Genomic DNA, 14447 nt, shown 5'->3' with positions numbered 1-14447 from the left:
TTACGACCCATTGCTGCCCGTCGCTGAAGGAGACAAGCAGCCAGAAGCGGAGGTTTAGAGTAGGGTAAATAGATCTGTCCCCGTTGGCTTGCATTTGCTTTTGGTGTAACCACGATGGCGCTCCTTTGAGCGCGGTACAAAGGGGCATATTTTCCAAACCCGTCTTGGGAGGGAAATTAGATTACTTTAATAAATCTGCCCTATTTATTTGGAGTGTCAGGAATCTTGGTCTTTTAGTTTTTCATATATTCTGTTGGCTGTTTTGGCTATGACGTACTCTCGCGTGGCACCGAAAATTATCAGCCAGCCCAAGGCCCAAAATAAAAATCCGGTAAGGCGTTGGGTGGCAATTGATTTGTTAAGAAATTCCTGTCTATTTGCGTCTTCTAGTATTTGGCAGGCTATATCATAGTCGTGCTCGTTTATTGGCGCTTCTTTTTGATGGCATAGTTCTGGCGTTATTTTCCATTGGAATATGTTGAAAGATCTAATGCTGTCTTCTGATGCCCAGACCATTGTTTCGGTTTTCTTGATTGTTAATAGTGCGGCAGGGGTCCAGGATGCTAGGAAGATTGCACTGGTGAAGATGAATATTGCCATTGCGAACTTCCAGAAAAAATTGTGGCTCTTTAGGCTTGGACGGCGAATAGATATTTCTTTCTGGTCGAAATAGGTTCTTATCTTTATTAGCTCTTCAAGTCCAATGCTATTCTTTCTCAACCAGGAAAGCGTTTCCTCAGCTTTCTTGTGGCTGGGGAAGCGGATTCCGGTTTTGTAGTTAAATTTCTCATGGTCACTTACTTTTTCTAGTTCGTTTGCGAACTCCTGGTTGTGGAAGGACTTCTTTCCACCGAGTATTCGCCATAATCTGTCGTGGAGGAAGTCGGATGACCCCGCTCTAGCTCGAACGTAGAAGAAAATAAAGGCCATGATTATGGCAGGTGTTAGGCCGGTAAGAAGCTCTTTTGCTTTGCTGGCGGTAGAGAAGAAATCGCTGGGAGTCATAGGGGTGTTTTATGGTCTGATTTGTGGGTTCGTAAGATGGTGGCGGCTCAAGTAAAATTTATTAGGATGTTTTGTCAAATCATAATATATCAAAAATTATTATGCTGATGTGAAAGTTGGTGGATTGGTTTTTCACTAAAGCTATTGTAGCGGTCAGGATTTTAGGGTTTAGATAGGCCTGAATATTTATTTTGCATTCCGTCTTGGCAAGTGAGGGCGAATGGGGATAAATCTAATTTCCCTAGTCTAAACGTCTGCTCCTGGCCGAAAGCTGCCGCTCAACGTGTCGAAATCAACGAGCCAGAAAGCCACGAGCCCAGTTTTGGAGCCTGCGAAAACTCGAGCAACAGGACGCACTGGGCTGCTCTGTCATAGTGGTTTCAAGGGTTCGATTTTCTACACATGAAAGGTTTGCTTCCGGCTGTGGATTCAACCGGTGGCTCGGCTACTACGTGATGACCTGGTACCCCAAGAAGACGAGGCAGGGGACCTTGGCAGGATCAATTCAACGGCGTTGTGCCGCAGGTAGGGGCAGGGGCTGAAATGATGAAACCCCAGCTAGTAGCTGGGGTTCCATTGTCGGCGAACTGTTGTGGTAGTCGGGGCCCGTGGTCGTTGGCCTGATTCAACGGTGTTGCATCGAAGGCCGGGATCTATGCCCCAGGGCTAGTCAACCGCCGCAGCCATGTCCGCATTGGCAGCCATCTTTCTTGCGCAGAATTTCGTAGAGATCGTCCTTGAGCTGCAGCTTCTGCTTCTTCAGCGACTCGATGGTGTCGTGGGTTGCGGGAGTGATGCCCGCTTCCATGTTCTTGATCTCCTGGTCGAGCTCGTTGTGGCTATGGAAGAGCTTTGCAAAATGCGGATCCTCGGTCTTGAGGCGAGAAATCTTTTCGCGGAACTCGGGAAACATGAGGGTTCTCCAGGGGAGTGAAAAAGGCACTTTGCGGGATTCGAACCTGGCCGGTGTTGAGGTAGATCACTGAAGGCGCCACACGAAAGGGCTTGTCCGCTCCTGGCCGATAGTCACCAGCCACCGATCTGTTTGCTCTGCTGATCCCCTCAAGATCAGGCCCCATTAGCCTCAAAGCTGTCACTGCGCGCCATGCGCCACATCCGCTCGTAGAACTCCCCTTCGATATTGCCGCTGAGCAGTTCGCCCGGCTTGAGGAAGTAGTGCAGGTGGGCGAACAGGCGGATTTCGCTGGACGACACTCGGCGCACCAGGTGTTTGGCTTCCACTTCCGAGGGGTGGCGCAGGCCGGCGGCGGCGAGCATTTCGGCCAGGGCTTTCAGGGTGTTGCGGTGGAAGTTGTAGACGCGCTCGGCCTTGTCCGGCACTACCAGGGCGCGTTGCCGCAGCGGGTCCTGAGTGGCCACGCCGGTGGGGCATTTGTTGGTGTGGCAGCTCTGGCTCTGGATGCAGCCGATGGCGAACATGAAGCCGCGGGCGGAGTTGGCCCAGTCGGCGCCCATGGCCAGTACGCTGGCGATGTCGAAGGCGCTGACCACCTTGCCGCTGGCGCCGACGCGGATCTTGTCGCGCAGGTTCAGGCCGACCAGGGTGTTGTGCACGAATAGCAGGCCTTCGCGCATCGGCAGGCCCATGTGGTCGACGAATTCCACCGGGGCGGCGCCGGTGCCGCCTTCCTTGCCGTCGACCACGATGAAGTCGGGGAGGATGCCGGTTTCGTGCATGGCCTTGGCGATGCCCATGAATTCCCAGGGGTGGCCGATGCACAGCTTGAAGCCCACCGGCTTGCCGCCGGAGAGTTCGCGCAGGCGGGTGATGAAGTCGAGCAGTTCCCTGGGCGTGCTGAATTCGCTGTGGCTGGAGGGCGAAATGCAGTCCTGGCCCATGGGTACGCCGCGGGTGGAGGCGATCTCGGCGGTGACCTTGTGCTTGGGCAGGATGCCGCCGTGGCCGGGCTTGGCGCCCTGGCTGAGCTTGATTTCGATCATCTTCACCTGCGGGCTGGCGGCCTGGGCGGCGAAGCGCTCGGCATCGAAGCGGCCGTCGTCGCCACGGCAGCCGAAGTAGCCGCTGCCCAGTTCCCAGGTCAGGTCGCCGCCGTACTCGCGGTGGTAGGGGCTGATGCTGCCTTCGCCGGTGTCGTGGATGAAGTTGCCCATGCGCGCGCCCTTGTTCAGCGCGCGGATGGCGTTGGCGCTGAGGGCGCCGAAGCTCATGGCGGAGATGTTGAACACCGAGATGGAGTAGGGCTGCTTGCACTCGGGCCCGCCGACCGTCACGCGGAAGGTGCTGGGGTCGGCCAGCGGCGCCGGGCGGATGGAGTGGGCGATGAATTCGAAGCCGGATTCGTAGACGTCGATGAGGGTGCCGAAGGGCTTGTCGGCGGTTTCCTGCTTGGCGCGGGCGTACACCAGGCCGCGCTGGGCACGGGAGAAGGGCAGGGCCTCGCGGTCGCCTTCGAGCAGGTACTGGCGGATTTCCGGGCGGATGCCTTCGACCAGGTAGCGGATGTTGCCGAGGATGGGGTAGTTGCGCCTTACGGCGTGGGGCGCCTGCAGCAGGTCGAACACGCCCAGCAGGCTGAGGGCGAGGGTCACCAGGGTGAAGGGCCAGACCCAGTCGTGCCCGAGGAAAGGCAGGCTGAACAGGGTGAAGAGCACACAAGCGGCGAAGAAGGCGTAACGGCTTAGCAGCGACAGGTTCATGGAATCTCCAGTCGTCGGGCTTGATCACGGGGGTGGGCTGCCGGCATGGCGCAGCGGACCGCCATTGAGCATGGCAGGCGTTGCGCCGCTGTGCTCGGGCGAAGGTCAATGGGCTGGGCGTTGCGGGCGGATTCTTATGGTGTGGAAGGCTTGCGAGGCCGAACTTAGCCCGAAGCGGGGAAAAAAGAAAGCAAGCTAACGATATTTTCTGTCGCTGAGAAAGCTTGTGCCGCGAACTGCAATTATGGGGGCGGAAAGGCTCCGCCCATGAGACTCGCATTTGCCAATGAGCCCGGCTGAGGTGTCATCGAGGCGAGCCGCATGGCCTGGATTGGGATTTAGGCGTGGTTGCGGGGGAGGGGGTCAACGCCCTGCGCGAAGCAAGTCCGTCCACTTGCGCACCAGGTAATTGTGTTCGTCCATGACGGAGTTCCACACGCCGATATGCCCCATTCGCTGGGCATATGAGCCGCCTTCGCGTACCTCGCCGGGTTCGATGAGGGGGGCTCCGTCGCTGCCGGGTAGCTGTTCGGTGGCGGGCTTGCCTTCGTACCAGTAGTCCCATTCCGCCGCAGACAGGTGGTCACGGGCACGCGGCGGGTTGGAAATGTAGAAGCCCTGCCTTGCCATCAACGCGCCAGGCCAGCCCGCAAGCCACCAGTTGAGATAGGCGTATGCGGCATCCTTCACCCGGCCTTCCACGCAGCGCGAGAGGGAGAGGCCGCCGAACCAGGCGCGGTAGCCCTCCCTGGGGATCGCCAGGCGGTATTTCACGCCGGCCCGGTGCAGTTGCATCAGTGTCGGCGACCACAGGCTCTGGATGTGGACGTCCGGGCCCAGCATGAGTTCGCCGGCCTCGTGGTCGTCCGACCAGAAGGCGGCGAAGTGCCCGTGGCGTTGCAGCCTGATGAGCACGGCGGCCAGTTGATCGATCTCTTCCAGGCGCAGATTGCCGATGTTTTCGAAGTGCGCCAGCCCCTTGGCCTGGACCGCCACGGCCGCGTCCAACGCGCCGATGGCGGCATCGCTCTGCAAGGCGATGTGCCCGCACCATCCCTCGTCGAGCAGCCACGACCAGCTTTCCTCCTGTCCGGCCAGGCTGGCGGGCAGCCGCTCTGGCCGATAGGCGAAGCTGTCGGCGTTATGCGTCAGGGGCAGCATGCTGATCAGTTCGGTGGGGCGGCTGGCCAGGCTTCCATCGCGTTGGACGAACAGGCGGTCACAAGGCAGGCTGCCGCTCGCCAGGCGATCTTCCTGGTGCAGCCGGCCACGCTTGGGCAGGTCGTTGATTTCCTCCCACAGTGCGACGCGACGCGTCTCGATGGGCTGGATCGCGCGCGCGGGCCAGACGAAGTCGATGTTGTGGAACCATTGATCGTAGAGGTCGTAGCTTTCCGGTTGCATCACGGCGATGCGCTGCGCCGTCTGGGTGTCGTGGATCCGGTATTCCAGGCGGATGCCCAGCTCTTCTTCGGCGCGCAGGCGAATAGGCTCCAGCAGCGTGACCGAGGTGCCGAGTACGCGCAGGGTGACGGGCTTGCTCATGCCGCCCGTCCCAGGCGTTTCAGGAAGGCTTCGAAGGACCGGCGCAGTGGCTGGGTATCGAGGTCGCGGACGATGAATACCAGGCGTGACCGGCGGGGGCCGGCAGGCCAGTCCGCCAGGTGGACCGGCGCGTACAGGCAGTGCTGCACGCCATGGATGACGATGGGCTGGGGGGAGTCGATCACGTCGAGAATGCCTTTGACTCGGAGAATCCGCTCGCCGTGGCATCTTAGCAGCATGGACAGCCAGACTCCGAAAGCCATCCAGTCGAGCGAGCCTTCGAACTCCAGGCAACAGACACTGGCGCTGCCATGGCGGGTTTGCGCCAGCGGGGCGAACAGTTGCCAGCGGGCGACTTCGGCATCCGCGGCCTCGCCCTTGAGCCCTTCGCCGAGGAGCAATTCGTCTCCGTTGGCTACCGCATCGGTCAGTGCCAGCGAGGCCGTGGGGTTCAGTTGCCCGAGACGCCGCAGAAGTTGCGCCAGCGCTTGCGGGGCGACAAGTTCGCTCTTGCTCACCAGGAGTCTGTCGGCGGCGGTGACCTGCCCGAGCCATTCCGGATGAAGCCGCTCCTGCATTTGCGCGTGCTGCGCATCGACGACGGTGGCCAGCAACCCGAGATGAAAGCGGCCACGCAACTGCGGGTCCCGGTGCACGGTGCTCAGGATCGGACCGGGGTCCGCCAGTCCTGTGGTTTCCAGCAACACTCGGCGAAAGGCTGGTATGTCGCCACGGCTGCGCTTTGCATGCAGGTCGAGCAGCGCCTGCTTCAGGTCGCCACGTACCGAGCAGCAGACGCAGCCGCCGGGCAGCAGCAGCGTACCGGGCGCTATTTCCTCGACCAGCAGGTCGTCGATTCCGACCTCGCCGAATTCATTGATCAGCAATGCCGTCTCCCCGAGTGCCTCGCCAGCCAGCAGACGCTTGAGCAAGGTGGTCTTGCCGCTGCCGAGGAACCCCGTGACGACATTGATCGGCAGGCTCATGGGCGGGCCTCCAGGTGGTCGAGCACGCGCGGGTCGAGGGGGTCGAGCTTGCTGCCAAGCACCTCCTCGGCCACCTGCCAGAGCTCCTCCAGGCCATTGGCGAGCGCCTGTTTTCCGGTCGGCCCTTGCACGAGGTAGGAGGTGCCCTGGACGTCACTGACCCGCAGGCGGAACGGTGCGATCACCTGATTGATGGCAGCGATCCGCCGCAGGCGCTCGCGCCGGCGGGGCAGGGTACTCCCCAGCGGGTCGCTCCAGTGCACATCTTCCCCAAGAAGACCACAGAGTCCGCACATCTTTTCACCTCAAGGCATCACGTCGCCGGCGTTCGGGCCGAGAGTCTGGCCGACGAAGAGGTTGCCGCCGGGCTCGGATGCCAGCAGCACGGCGATGGGGGCGACTTCGTCGGCCCTGCCGAAACGCCCCAGGGGAAGCTCCTTGGCCTTGGCGGTCTTCCACGCCTGGCTGATCCCGTCCACCAGGGGCGTTTCGATGGGGCCGGGCGCGATGGCATTGACCAGGACGTTGTGCTTGCTGACCTCCAGCGCCAGGGATTTGCTGAAGCCGATCACCCCGGCCTTGGCCGCGGCGTAGTGCGCCAGTTCCGCGCCGCCCTTGATACCCAGCTGCGAGGCGATGTTGATGATGCGTCCCCAGCCTTGGGCGAGCATGTGCGGCAAGGCGCGCTGGCTGGCGACGAAGACGCTGGTCAGGTCAACGCGCAGCATTTCTTCCCACATCTCGTAGGTCAGCTCGACGCAGGGGGCCTGGGTCAGCATGCCGGCATTGTTCACCAGGATGTCGATGCCGCCGAAGGCCTCCAGGCAGGCATCGACGCCGGCCTGCGCACCCTCGCGGGTGCCGACGTCGGCCACGCACGCCTGCACCTGTGCTCCACGGGCGCGGCATTCTTCGACCGTGGTCGCCAAGCGCCTGGCGTCACGGTCGCATAGCAGCAGGCGCGCGCCGGCGTCGGCATAGGCGTGGGCGATGGCCGCACCGATTCCGCTCGCTGCCCCGGTGATCACCGCACGCCGATTCTGCAGATGTTTCATGTGTATCTCCCAGGAAGCCGCGCGGGCTATCCCGCGCGGCGGTTCGATATCAATCGGGCCAGCGAACGGTCAGGCCACCATCGATGATGATGCTCTGCCCGGTGATGTAGCTGGCCTGGGGGCTGGTCAGGTAACGCACGAGGTCCGCGACTTCGCTGGCACGGCCCACTCGGCCCAGTGGAATGGCTGCGGCCGCCTTCGCCAGGCCCTCGGGGCCCAGGGAGTTCTTCGCATCGAGCGACTGCGGCGTTTCGATCAGCCCGGGAATCACCGCGTTGCAGCGAATGCCCCTGGGCGCCAGCTCCACGGCCAGCGAGCGGCACAGGCCGGGTACGCCCGCCTTGGCCGCCGCATAGTGGGCATGCTCCTGCCAGCCGTAGACGCCACCGGCGATGGAGGAGATGGCCACCAGGGCGCCGCCTTCGTCCATGTGCCGAACCGCGCTGCGGAAGGTCCGCATGACGCCGCTCAGGTCCACGTCGAGCATCTCGTTCCAGCGCTCGTCGGACATCTCCAGCAGAGGCGCGCGTCGCAGCAGTCCGGCGTTGGCCACGGCGTAGTCGAGTCGCCCGAAACGCTCCATGGCGGCAGCCGCGAGCGCATCCAGGGAGGCGCTGTCCGTGACATCGGTGGGCAGCATCAGGCATTCGCCTCCAGCTTCCTCCACCAGGTGGCGGGTGCGGGTGGGGTCGTGGGGATCGCCGGGGAAGTAGCCACCGGCGACGCGCACGCCGTGCGTGGCGTAGGCCACGGCCAGGGCCTGGCCGATTCCGCTGGCGGCGCCGGTGATCAATGCGACGGGTCGAGACATGTCGGAGGCTCCTGGTTACTTGACGCTGGTGGGGTCGACGTGGCGGGCTGCGAACATCACCAGCCCGGAGAGGAAGCAGGGTAGGGCGCCGAACCACAGCGCCGCAGCGTGCCACTGGCCGCCGCTGGCCAGCACGCTGGTGATGCCCAGACCGGCGACTATCGCGCCGATCGGCCCCATGGCATGGACGATCGCACCGCCCGTGGCGCGGATGCTCGTCGGGAAGCTCTCGCCCATGAAGAACAGCATTGCCGAGTAGGGGCCGGTCAGGAAGAACAGGCCCAGGCTGTACAGCGAGACTACGGTCGTCAGTTCGCTCGGCGCCTGGAGCATGGCGAAGAAGGCCAGGCCTCCGCACATCCAGCCGACGGCCACGGTGTTGCGGCGGCCGATGCGGTCACCGAGCCAGCCATGGAACAGGTAACCGATGAAGCCGACCAGGTTGGAAAGCACGAGGATCCACAGCGAGTTCTCGAACGACAGCTTGTGCACGCTGACGATCACCGAAGTGCCGAGCACGCTGAACACCTGGATCGCGGACCAGTTCAGCAGGATCGCCAGGCTCAGCACCAGGGTGGGACGCAGCGCAGCGCCGCGGAAGGCCGCGGCCACGCCAGCCTTGGCGTGCTCGTCATAGTCCACGTCGTACTCGCGGGCCAGGGCGCGGGCGTCGGCGTCCTGGCCGGCCTTGCGCAGCTGGACGATGCGCTGATGGACCTGGAACTGGGGGCTTTCCTTGAGCTTGCGGGCCAGCACGGCGATCACGAAGGCGGGAACCGCCGCGAAGACGAAGCAGCCCTGCCAGCCGATATGCGGAAGCAGCAAGGCGGTGAGGCCGGCGGCTATCAGCGCGCCCACCGGCCAACCGCTCTGCACGAGGCTGTAGATGAAGCCGCGGCGCTTGACCAGGCGGGGATCGGTAGAGGCGGCGTACACCTCGGTCAGGTAGGTTGCGTTGACGCCTTCCTCGGCGTAGCCGAGCCCTGCCACCGAGCGGACCAGGACCAGGGGCGCCTTGCCCAGGCCGGCGCACACTGCCGTCAACGCGGAGCACAGTGCGGTTCCGCCGATGGTGAGCATGATGCCCCCGCGCCGCCCGATGCGATCGACGACCGGGCCGATGGCGAAGGCGACGACGGCGCCACCGATGGCGACCCAGGTCGCGATCTCGGCCTGCTGGGTTTCGTTCCAGTCGAAGTGCCCACCCATGACCGGCAGCAGCGTGCCGAACAGGATGAAGTCGTAGACGGCGAAAACCCAGGCGAAGAAGGCGATCCAGGTGGCATAGGTGACGTCCCTGGATTCCAGCTGAACGGGTTTCCAGGCGTCTGGCTCGGTAACTTGCGTCGTGGTTGCGGCGTGCGTGGAGGTCATGTCGGCATTCTCTTGTTGTTGAGGGTCAGCGCTTGCGCGGCTGGCGACGCAGGAAATCGTCGGCGATCTCGTCCATGGTCACGAATCGCACGCCTTCATGGCCCTGCATGTGCTCGATGAGGCGCTCCAGCATGAGCAGCACCTGGGGGCGTCCGGACACGTCGGGGTGGATGGTGATGGGGAAGACCGCATAGTCCAGCTCGCGGTAGACCCAGTCGAACTGGTCGCGCCACATCTCTTCCAGGTGGCGGGGGTTGACGAAGCCGTGGCTGTTCGGCGACTTCTTGATGAACATCATCGGTGGCAGGTCGTCGAGGTACCAGTTCGCCGGAATCTCCACCAGGTCGGTTTCCTCGCCGCGGACCAGGGGCTTCATCCAGGTGTCCGGGTGGGCGCTGTAGTCGATCCGCGTCCAGCTGTCCTTCACCCGTACGTAATAGGGGTGGAAATCGTTGTGCATCAGGCTGTGGTCGTACTTGATGCCCTTCTTGAGCAGCAGTTCGTTGGTCACGTTGCTGAACTCCCACCAGGGCGCGACGTAGCCGGTGGGCCGCTTGCCCGCCAGCGCGGTGATCAGCTCGATGGACTTGTCGAGGACGATTTCCTCCTGCTCGGGGGTCATGGCGATGGGGTTCTCATGGCTGTAGCCATGAATGCCGATCTCGTGGCCGGCGTCGACCACCGCTTTCATCTGTTCCGGGAAGGTCTCGACGGAGTGCCCGGGGATGAACCAGGTGGTGCGCAGGTCGTACTTCCGGAACAGGTCGAGCAGGCGCAGCGAACCCACCTCGCCGGCGAACAGGCCGCGCGAGATGTCGTCCGGGGAATCCTCGCCGCCGTAGGAGCCAAGCCAGCCGGCCACCGCATCCACATCGACGCCGAGGCAGACGAATATTTCTTTTGCCATCGTTGAGTCCTCTGTTGCCCGGAAGCAGATACCGCGGGGGCAAGGCCGGGCCCTTGCCCCGCAAGGGGTTGTCGGGGCGTCAGGCCCGGCTCAGGGCCTGTTTGATCGAAAGGGCGGCGCGCAGCAGGCGTTCGTCGCTGCCACTGGGGCCGGCGACCAGCAGGCTGGTGGGCAGGCCGTTCTCGTCGACGCCGCTGGGCAGGGCCACGCCCGGCATGTCGAGCATGCTTCCGGGCATGGTCAGGCGCAGCGTGGCCAGGTTGGTCCGCGCGAAGAGGTCGTCGTCGCTTTCCAGGGGCGCGAGGGCCGGTGCGACGTGGGCCACCGTGGGGGTGATCAGCAAGGCGCCGTCAAGCTCGAGCGCCAGTTGTCGCTGCAAGCGTTCCGCGGCCTGGTACAGGCGGATCTGCGTGCTTGCCGGGAACTGCCGGGCCGCTTCCAGGCGCTTGCGCACGCGGGGATCGAGGTGTTCGGCATCGGGGCTGTCGAGCAACGCCTGATGCAAGGTGAAGGCTTCGGCGCTACCCAGCCAGCCGCTGCTTTCCACGAGCTGCAGGGCCTCCTGGAAGGCTGCCAGGGGCTGCTCCTCGATCACGGCTCCGGCCTCGGCCAGGCGTTTCAGGGCGGCCAGGAGATTGCCCGTGACAGCCGCCTGCAGGCGGGCGTCGCCGAGAAGCTGCGGGTCGACCCGCAGGCGTATCCCCGCCAGGGGCAGCCCCGAGACGGGTCGGTTCGAGGCAATGTCTGCGTGCATGAGCCGATCCATGACGATCAGGTCGCGAACGCTCCTCGCGATGGGCCCCAGGGCGTCCAGCGAGCGCGCGAGAGGGAATACGCCGTCGAACGAATAGCGCTGCCGGCTGCCGCGGTAGCCGACCAGGCCATTGAAAGCTGCTGGAATGCGGATCGAGCCGGCGGTATCGGTCGCCATGGCCAGTGGCACTACACCGGCCGCCACGGCGATCGCGGAGCCGGAGGATGAACCGCCGGGGACTCTGGCTTCGCCTTTGAAATGGCTATTGGCAGGGGTGCCGAAGTGAGGGTTCAGGCCAAGCCCGGAATAGGCCAGTTCGCTGAGATTGGTCTTGCCCACGGTGACCAGCCCCGAGCGGGCCAGGGCGGTGACCAGCGCCGAGTCCGCCACTGCCGCCGGGGAGTGCAGGCGAAGCTTGGCGCCCGCCGTCGTCACGCATCCGGCGACATCGAACAGGTCTTTCCAGGCCATCGGCACCCCATCCAGTGGCGACAGCGGTTGACCCGCTTCCCAGCGCGCCTTGGCGGCCAGGGCTTCACGGCGTGCCCTGTCCTCGGTCAGGCAGATGAAGGCTTCGGGTATCCGGGCGGCGCGGCTGAGCGCCTCGTCCAGCGCCGTGACGGGGTCTGAGGCGCCGGTGGCAAAGCCTTGCGCCAGTGAGAGAGCGTCAGTGAACATGGGTTTCCATAAATGTATATGTTTTTAATAAGTACATTTAAGAAAGCACTGTTCATGCCAATCCATCGCCGACTCACGTCCGATCTGCTTGTAGATTGCATTGCAGGTGCCCTTGGAGGCTTTTACCTCTCGATGAAGTGGTTCAAACGAAATAATGTATATATGAGAAAATGATCCATTTATGGGTGTTCCTGTAACAGCTGCACCAAGAGGTGTCACGGGGAGTGTTACCGGTTCGGACCGGCACGCCCCGCTGGTCGTCTATGAGAGACTTGTCGATCGAAGCGTTTTGGGAAGTCGCTATGCCCGTTACCCCCCCGCACGAAGAGCGCCTGGCGTCGCGCTACGAAATGATCCGGAACACGCTGCGCGAGGCGATACTCGCTGGCCAGGCCGCTCCCGGCCTGGTGCTGGTCGAAGGGCCCCTGGCCGAGCTTTTCGGCACCAGCCGTGTTCCGGTGCGGCAGGCACTCAACCTCCTGCACGAGGAGGGCTTGATCCGTCGGTTCGACGGGCGCGGGTATCTCATCGACCCCGATGGCAGCGCAACGGCTCCGCAGCGCCTGCCCTTGACGCGCAAGCTCCTCGGGCTGGAGCCGCGCGAGGACCTGATCGACAACCGCTCGCTGGGGGAGCGGATCCATGACGAGCTGGCGAGCTGCGTGATTCGCTTCATGGTGTTCGGCCATTACCGCATCGACGAGCAGCGTGCGGCCGAGGCGTTGGGGGTCAGTCGCAGCATCGTCCGCGAAGCGCTCATGAGGCTCAGGGACCGCGGGCTGGTGGAGAAGGAGCCGTATTCCCAATGGCTGGCCGGCCCGCTGACCGCCCAGGCGGTGATTCAGGACTACGAACTACGCGTCCTGCTGGAGCCCGATGCGCTTCGGCAGGGGGTCGAGAGCGTTACCCGTGATGAGCTCGAAAAGATGCTGGCGCGCATCGTCGATGCCCAGGAGGCGGGGAGCCGGGTGGAACGTTCCGCCATCGAGCAGATCGAGCAGGATTTGCACGTGACCTGCCTGGCCGGGCTGCGCAATGCGCGCATGGCGGCGATCATCCGGCAGTGCCAGATTCCGATGAACGTGGGCCGGGTGCTGCACGAGGCACTGCATACCAGTACCGATGAAGCGATGTTGCAGGAGCATCGGCTGGTCTTCGAGGCATTGCTCCACGGGACCGTGGAGTCGGCCTCATCGTGCCTGCGCGACCATCTTTGCCGAGCGCGGGAGCGTACGCTTCAGCGTCTGAAGGTGCTTTCGGTCCTGCCCGAGCCGGAGCTTCCGCCCTACCTCGAACGCCTGGCTTGATCCCCATGCGCTGAGCGCTGCCTGTCGGCGCGCCGGCCGCCGTTCGCTGGCGGCCGGCGGCGGGGATCAGAGCGTGGCCTTGACCTGCAGGCCGAAGACCAGGGCGTTGTCGATGCTTTGCCCGGAGAAGGCGCCCGGTTCGATCACGTATTGCACGTCCGGGCGCAGCAGCAGCCAGGGCGTGGCCTGGAAGCCGTAGCTCAGTTCGACCAGGCGCTCGGCGTTGTCCAGCTCGGGGTAGGCCTGGCCGTTGGCCAGGGCGTTGTCTTCCTGCAGTTCGCGGCTGCGCGGGTTGGGCACGGCGCGGCCGAAGCCCAGGGCGAGGGTGTCGCGTGGGCGGCCGGCGAAGGGCTGGTAGAGCACCACGCCTGCGCTGTACCACTTGCTGAAGGGCGAGGCCGCCGAGCTGGCCACCGAGGCCTGGCCGAAGAGGTGCAGGCTCTGCCCCGGGCGACCCGGCGCGTGCCACACGGCCTGGTCGGCGAGCAGATAGTGGCCGCCGCGCCCGGCGACTTTCTCATCGCTGCCGATGCGTTGGGCGTCGGAGCTGTCGTAGTACCAGCCCAGCTTGTATTCGCCGGGCAGTTCGTCGAGGCGCTTGTAGACCAGTTCGACGGGCACCACGGTGCCGGTGCTGTGCTTGGGCGTGAGGTGCCAGGCGCGGCTGGAGTTACCGTTGCTCTCGGGGTCGACGTTGAAGGCCGCCACGCGCAGTTGCCAGGCCGGCGAGAAGCTGTATTTCAGGCGCACGCCCAGGTGGGCGTTGGGGTAGTTGCTCCAGCCGCTGCCGCCGGACATGTTCAGCGGGTGGCCGCAGAAGCCGGCGTTCATGAAGTTGCAGAGGATGCCGCTGTCCAGGCCGCCGAGGTCGTTGCCCATGGCCATGTAGCCGAGCTTCACGTCCAGCGCCGGGGTGAACAGGCTGCGCTCGTAGCTCAGTTCGGTGAGGCGGGTGTAGAGGCCGCCGTAGTTTTCCTGCACGGGCAGGCGGTTGCCGACCAGGTCGCCGGAGCCGTCGTTGCCGCGGCGGTCGTTCACGGTCAGTTGCACCAGGCCGCCGTTGTCCAGGCCGTAGAGCTTGCCCAGGTCGAAGCGCACGCCGAGCTTGAGGTTCTGCGAGTAGCGCGCCGAGCGCTTGAGGCCGCCGTCGGCGTTGTACACGGTCTCGCCGCTGTATTCGCCGGTGAAGCGGATGCCCTGGTCGTCCAGTTCGTGGCGCAGGCCGCCCCAGTCGCCGCTGAGGGTCGAGCGTTCGAGCGGGTCGTCGGCCAGGGCCAGGGACGGGGTGAGGCAGGCGGCGCCCAGCAGCAGGCGCAGGGAGGTGGAGGGGAGTCGCATGACGGAAC

At 63.9% G+C, this 14447-nt stretch carries 13 protein-coding genes; 1 reads left to right on the top strand and 12 read right to left on the bottom strand.

The features are described 5' to 3' along the window. Positions 1–216: 216 nt before the first annotated feature. The 11 genes from ACTWJ5_RS21400 to ACTWJ5_RS21350 form a co-directional block, all read right to left on the bottom strand. Entirely contained in the window at positions 217–1005 is a 789-nt protein-coding gene (locus ACTWJ5_RS21400; RefSeq protein WP_444436501.1) for a DUF6216 family protein, read from the bottom strand. A 670-nt stretch (positions 1006–1675) separates the two neighbouring features. After that, positions 1676–1918 (bottom strand): YdcH family protein, encoded by a 243-nt coding sequence (locus ACTWJ5_RS21395; protein ID WP_009619027.1) that lies wholly within the window; start codon positions 1916–1918, stop codon positions 1676–1678. 155 nt (positions 1919–2073) lie between these two features. Next, on the bottom strand, positions 2074–3684 hold the full coding sequence (locus ACTWJ5_RS21390; RefSeq protein ID WP_267852303.1) for an FMN-binding glutamate synthase family protein: 1611 nt from the start codon (positions 3682–3684) through the stop codon (positions 2074–2076). Between the two features lie 363 nt (positions 3685–4047). Continuing rightward, positions 4048–5229: an ABC transporter substrate-binding protein gene (locus ACTWJ5_RS21385; RefSeq protein WP_444436500.1), complete on the bottom strand. Its 1182-nt coding sequence runs from the start codon at positions 5227–5229 to the stop codon at positions 4048–4050. Beyond that, on the bottom strand, positions 5226–6215 hold the full coding sequence (locus tag ACTWJ5_RS21380; protein ID WP_116423740.1) for a CobW family GTP-binding protein: 990 nt from the start codon (positions 6213–6215) through the stop codon (positions 5226–5228). Before ACTWJ5_RS21380 ends, ACTWJ5_RS21385 begins: the two co-directional genes overlap by 4 nt. Further along, on the bottom strand, positions 6212–6511 hold the full coding sequence (locus ACTWJ5_RS21375) for a hypothetical protein (RefSeq protein ID WP_444436499.1): 300 nt from the start codon (positions 6509–6511) through the stop codon (positions 6212–6214). The genes ACTWJ5_RS21380 and ACTWJ5_RS21375 overlap by 4 nt, the downstream gene beginning before the upstream one ends. Positions 6512–6520: 9 nt before the next feature. Further along, positions 6521–7270: an SDR family NAD(P)-dependent oxidoreductase gene (locus ACTWJ5_RS21370; RefSeq protein ID WP_444436498.1), complete on the bottom strand. Its 750-nt coding sequence runs from the start codon at positions 7268–7270 to the stop codon at positions 6521–6523. Positions 7271–7319: 49 nt separating this feature from the next. Beyond that, positions 7320–8081 (bottom strand): SDR family NAD(P)-dependent oxidoreductase, encoded by a 762-nt coding sequence (locus ACTWJ5_RS21365; RefSeq protein ID WP_058070154.1) that lies wholly within the window; start codon positions 8079–8081, stop codon positions 7320–7322. A gap of 15 nt (positions 8082–8096) precedes the next feature. Next, on the bottom strand, positions 8097–9455 hold the full coding sequence (locus ACTWJ5_RS21360; protein WP_444436497.1) for an MFS transporter: 1359 nt from the start codon (positions 9453–9455) through the stop codon (positions 8097–8099). 25 nt (positions 9456–9480) lie between these two features. Continuing rightward, positions 9481–10362: a polysaccharide deacetylase family protein gene (locus ACTWJ5_RS21355; RefSeq protein ID WP_256511953.1), complete on the bottom strand. Its 882-nt coding sequence runs from the start codon at positions 10360–10362 to the stop codon at positions 9481–9483. Positions 10363–10441: 79 nt separating this feature from the next. Next, positions 10442–11794, bottom strand: a complete 1353-nt coding sequence (locus ACTWJ5_RS21350) for an amidase (RefSeq protein WP_444436496.1) — start codon at positions 11792–11794, stop codon at positions 10442–10444. A 302-nt stretch (positions 11795–12096) separates the two neighbouring features. Between ACTWJ5_RS21350 and ACTWJ5_RS21345 the strand changes: the two genes are divergently transcribed. Further along, complete coding sequence (locus tag ACTWJ5_RS21345; protein WP_444436495.1) at positions 12097–13101, top strand: GntR family transcriptional regulator; 1005 nt, start codon at positions 12097–12099, stop codon at positions 13099–13101. 66 nt (positions 13102–13167) lie between these two features. Here ACTWJ5_RS21345 and ACTWJ5_RS21340 read toward each other — a convergent pair whose 3' ends face one another. After that, a complete protein-coding gene (locus tag ACTWJ5_RS21340; RefSeq protein ID WP_444436494.1) occupies positions 13168–14439 on the bottom strand; it encodes a carbohydrate porin in 1272 nt (423 codons plus the stop codon). Positions 14440–14447: the final 8 nt, after the last annotated feature.

The sequence above is a fragment of the Pseudomonas sp. A6 genome (assembly GCF_052367875.1).
Lineage (GTDB): Bacteria > Pseudomonadota > Gammaproteobacteria > Pseudomonadales > Pseudomonadaceae > Pseudomonas > Pseudomonas citronellolis.
Note: the sequence above shows the minus strand (reverse complement) of the source record. Positions and strands in the feature narration are given on the sequence as shown.

Excerpts from the sequence above, each read along its gene's own strand:
- ACTWJ5_RS21400 (WP_444436501.1), bottom strand. The coding sequence starts at position 1,005 with ATGACTCCCAGCGATTTCTTCTCTACCGCCAGCAAAGCAAAAGAGCTT.
- ACTWJ5_RS21395 (WP_009619027.1), bottom strand. The coding sequence starts at position 1,918 with ATGTTTCCCGAGTTCCGCGAAAAGATTTCTCGCCTCAAGACCGAGGAT.
- ACTWJ5_RS21390 (WP_267852303.1), bottom strand. The coding sequence starts at position 3,684 with ATGAACCTGTCGCTGCTAAGCCGTTACGCCTTCTTCGCCGCTTGTGTG.
- ACTWJ5_RS21385 (WP_444436500.1), bottom strand. The coding sequence starts at position 5,229 with ATGAGCAAGCCCGTCACCCTGCGCGTACTCGGCACCTCGGTCACGCTG.
- ACTWJ5_RS21380 (WP_116423740.1), bottom strand. The coding sequence starts at position 6,215 with ATGAGCCTGCCGATCAATGTCGTCACGGGGTTCCTCGGCAGCGGCAAG.
- ACTWJ5_RS21375 (WP_444436499.1), bottom strand. The coding sequence starts at position 6,511 with ATGTGCGGACTCTGTGGTCTTCTTGGGGAAGATGTGCACTGGAGCGAC.
- ACTWJ5_RS21370 (WP_444436498.1), bottom strand. The coding sequence starts at position 7,270 with ATGAAACATCTGCAGAATCGGCGTGCGGTGATCACCGGGGCAGCGAGC.
- ACTWJ5_RS21365 (WP_058070154.1), bottom strand. The coding sequence starts at position 8,081 with ATGTCTCGACCCGTCGCATTGATCACCGGCGCCGCCAGCGGAATCGGC.
- ACTWJ5_RS21360 (WP_444436497.1), bottom strand. The coding sequence starts at position 9,455 with ATGACCTCCACGCACGCCGCAACCACGACGCAAGTTACCGAGCCAGAC.
- ACTWJ5_RS21355 (WP_256511953.1), bottom strand. The coding sequence starts at position 10,362 with ATGGCAAAAGAAATATTCGTCTGCCTCGGCGTCGATGTGGATGCGGTG.
- ACTWJ5_RS21350 (WP_444436496.1), bottom strand. The coding sequence starts at position 11,794 with ATGTTCACTGACGCTCTCTCACTGGCGCAAGGCTTTGCCACCGGCGCC.
- ACTWJ5_RS21345 (WP_444436495.1), top strand. The coding sequence starts at position 12,097 with ATGCCCGTTACCCCCCCGCACGAAGAGCGCCTGGCGTCGCGCTACGAA.
- ACTWJ5_RS21340 (WP_444436494.1), bottom strand. The coding sequence starts at position 14,439 with ATGCGACTCCCCTCCACCTCCCTGCGCCTGCTGCTGGGCGCCGCCTGC.